This is a genomic window from Acidobacteriota bacterium (assembly GCA_012517875.1).
Classification (GTDB): domain Bacteria; phylum Acidobacteriota; class JAAYUB01; order JAAYUB01; family JAAYUB01; genus JAAYUB01.
On sequence record JAAYUB010000001.1, the window covers coordinates 1 to 3,067 of the forward strand.

The window sequence follows — 3,067 nt, forward strand, 5'->3', positions numbered from 1 at the left end:
CCGCCCGCGAAGCTCGGCGTTTTTCAGCAGTGGCAGGCTCGCCACCGGCGCCGATACGGCCGCGCTCTCGCCGTTCTCCCAGGTCAGCTCGGCATGCAGCACGCCGCCCGAGAATTCCTCGGGGACGTTGAGGGCGAGTTGCGCCGGCCGGCTGTCGCTGGCGACCACCGTGGCCGTGGTCGGAGTGGCCCACTCCAGCCAAAGCCTCTCTTCGAGCGCCTGGTCGAGCTGTTCCCGCGTCTCGCAGGGTACGCCGAGGGAGCGCAACACCGCCTGCCGAGCTTCGGCGGAAGGCACGTGATGCTTGCCCCAGATGTCCCAGTACTCCGCTTCGATGCCCCACGCCGCCCCGGCGCGGGCCAGCGCTTCGTCATAGCTCGACGAGGGCTGGAACCTCACGACTGAGTCGTTCATTACCCCCTTGGCTCGCTAAGCCGGGTTGATCTGTGGCATCGGAACCCGGTAACGCCCGGCGAAGACCTCGGCGAATACCGCCAAGATCTCCTCGTGGATCAGCCCATTGTCCGCCAGCAGTCTCGGATTGCCCACCTTGGCCGGAGCGCCGAACATGTCGGAAACGCGTCCGCCCGCCTCCTCGACCAGCAACATGCCCGCCGCCATATCCCAGGGATTCAAGCCGAATTCCCAGAACCCCTCCATCCGGCCGCAGGCCACCCACGCCAGGTCGATGGCCGCCGAACCGGCGCGCCGGACGCCGTGCGAGGCCATGGCAAGCTGGTGATAGAAATGGATGTTGACGCTCAAGTGCCGCTTGTAGCTGGGGAATCCCGTCGCCAGTAGGGAGTCCTTCAGCCTTGCCGCCTTGGACACCTGAATGCGCCGGTTGTTCAGCCACGCCCCCGACCCTCGTTCGGCCGAGAACATCTCCCGCCGCTCCGGATCGTAGATCACGCCGCAGATGATCTCGCCGGCGCGCTCCAGCCCGAGGGTTACGTTGTAGACCGGGAAGCCGTGGGCAAAATTCGTCGTTCCGTCCAGCGGATCGACATACCAGCGGAACTCGCTGGCGCTCTCCTGCCCGCCGCCCTCCTCGGCGACGATACCGTGAGAGGGGAAGTGGGCGCGCAACCGCTCGACCACCAGCCGCTCGCTGGCCCGGTCAGCTTCGGTCACCAGGTCGAACTCGCCCTTCATCTCATAGGCGACGCGCCGCTCAAAGTAGTTCGCCAGCATCGCGCCGGCTTCCCGCGCGATTTCGGTTGCAGTCTCCAGGTAACTTGCCATCGGATTCGAGGTTGGGCCGGGCCGGTGCCGGGACCGTCAGATCTCGTACAGATACTTGATGTCGTGCTTGTAGATGAACAGGTTGGGGGCGTCCGACCGCGTCAGGCGCAGGAATGCCGCATCGTAGTACTCGATGGTTCCGTCGACATCCTCGTTGCTGCTCAGCCGCACTCGCACCGGCGTACGGTTCTCGATCAGGCGGCGCAGATAGCGGACCTCCTCGAACGTCTGCTCGGGAACGCGCGGCTTGACCTTCGACTTGCCTTCTTCCCTGTTTTCGCTCACTGGATTGACGAGGGTCCTCGGCCCTGGGGCGGGCGAACGCCGCCCGGCTCTGAATCCCCATAATAGCCGTTGCGGGCGATGGCGCGCAAACCGGGGCGGTCTACTGTAACGCGCAGAGTGTGGTACCGGTCCTTCGAAGGGGGCAGGTTCCGGGGGTAGAAAGCCAGCAGGTACTGCGTGCGAAGGTCGCGCAGGATGTCGGCCAGGGCCTCGTCGAGCGAGGCGCCCACGCTGGGGTAGAACACCCGGCCGCCGGTGCCCGCCGCCAGCGTCTCCAGGGCGTTCTCTCCGCCGATGTTGCGCCCCGCGTCGTTGGTGATGGGCATCACCAGGATGGCGTAGAGCACGGTGTCGGCGCGATGCAGCGCCTGCAACGCGGCATGAAAGTTCTTGACGCTGGTCGTGTCGCCGCCATCGGTGACTACCACCACGACGTGCCGTCCCTCGCGGTCCTCCAGATCGCCTGCCGCCAGGTAGATGGCGTCGTAAAGCGACGTCCCGCCCTCGGGTTTCAGGGCCCTCAGCCCTCGCTCCAGCCGCTCCGCCCGCCGCGTGAAATGGGCGACTCGGGTGACGTCGTAGTTGAAGGTGTACAGGGCCACCGCGTCCTTCGGGTTGCCCTCGCGGTAGACCGCCTTGATGAACCGCAGGACCGAGTCGATTTCGTAGCGCAGCTCCTTGGCCGTCGAGCCGCTGATGTCCACCAGCAGGCTGATGGAAAGCGGCTGCTCGGTGTGCCGTTCGAACACCGACAGATCCTGCCGCACGCCGTTGTCCTGAACGGTGAAGTCCTCTTTGTTCAGCGAGCCGATCAACCGCCCGTAGGAGTCCTTCACCGTCACCAGCATCCTCACCAGCCGCACGTCGACGCGGATGACGGGCTCCTGCGGCCACATCGTTCCCGCCAGCAGCAGGGACGCCGCCGCCGTCAGCGCTGTTTGAGCGATTCGTCCCACTCGCCTTCCACCCACACCTCGCCATCGGCGAAGTGCTCCTTCTTCCAGATGGGAACCAGCCGCTTCAGCCGGTTGATGCCCTCGAGGGCGGCCCCGAAGGCCGGGCTGCGGTGCGGCGCCGTGACCACCACCAACACGCTCGCCTCGCCGATCTCCATCCTCCCCAGCCTGTGCACCATGCCGACACGGCCGATGGCGTGGGAGGCGGCGATCTCGCGCCCGATGGCGGCCATCATTTTCAGCGCCATCGGTTCGTAGCACTCGTAGTCCAGCCAAAGCGTGGCGCGCCCGTTGGTGTTATTGCGCACGACGCCCTCGAACACCACCACCGCTCCGTCCTCGCCCCGTTGCAGTTGGGCGACGAGGTCACGGGTGGAGATGGGCTCGCGCGTGAGCGCGAAGAAGTGCCCGGCGGGGTCGGAAATGGAGGAGGAGCAGGGTCCCACGCCGCCGCTCACCGGCGGCAGAAAGGCCACCTCGTCGCCGTCCTGGAGGCGGGTATCGGGCGTGCCAAAGTCATGGTTCCGGGCGAGCATGATGGACCTGCGCTGGCGCTCCAACTCCGGGAACCGGGCCGCATA

General features: G+C 66.4%; 5 protein-coding genes. All 5 read right to left on the reverse strand.

What is annotated here, in order from left to right; translation table 11 throughout:
• The coding region (locus tag GX414_00005) for a hypothetical protein (GenBank protein ID NLI45472.1) at window positions 1-414 on the reverse strand (414 nt) is incomplete at its 3' end.
• A 15-nt stretch (window positions 415-429) separates the two neighbouring features.
• The gene (locus tag GX414_00010) at window positions 430-1,245 is read right to left on the reverse strand and encodes an inositol monophosphatase (GenBank protein NLI45473.1); all 816 of its coding nucleotides are present in this window, start codon (window positions 1,243-1,245) and stop codon (window positions 430-432) included.
• Window positions 1,246-1,281: 36 nt separating this feature from the next.
• The gene (locus GX414_00015; GenBank protein ID NLI45474.1) at window positions 1,282-1,530 is read right to left on the reverse strand and encodes a Sm ribonucleo-like protein; all 249 of its coding nucleotides are present in this window, start codon (window positions 1,528-1,530) and stop codon (window positions 1,282-1,284) included.
• Window positions 1,527-2,486, reverse strand: coding sequence for a VWA domain-containing protein (locus tag GX414_00020; protein ID NLI45475.1), 960 nt, complete (start codon window positions 2,484-2,486; stop codon window positions 1,527-1,529). Before GX414_00020 ends, GX414_00015 begins: the two co-directional genes overlap by 4 nt.
• The coding region (locus GX414_00025; GenBank protein ID NLI45476.1) for a molybdenum cofactor biosynthesis protein MoaD at window positions 2,459-3,067 on the reverse strand (609 nt) is incomplete at its 5' end. The genes GX414_00020 and GX414_00025, both read right to left, overlap by 28 nt.

Excerpts from the sequence above, each read along its gene's own strand:
- GX414_00010 (NLI45473.1), bottom strand. The coding sequence starts at position 1,245 with ATGGCAAGTTACCTGGAGACTGCAACCGAAATCGCGCGGGAAGCCGGC.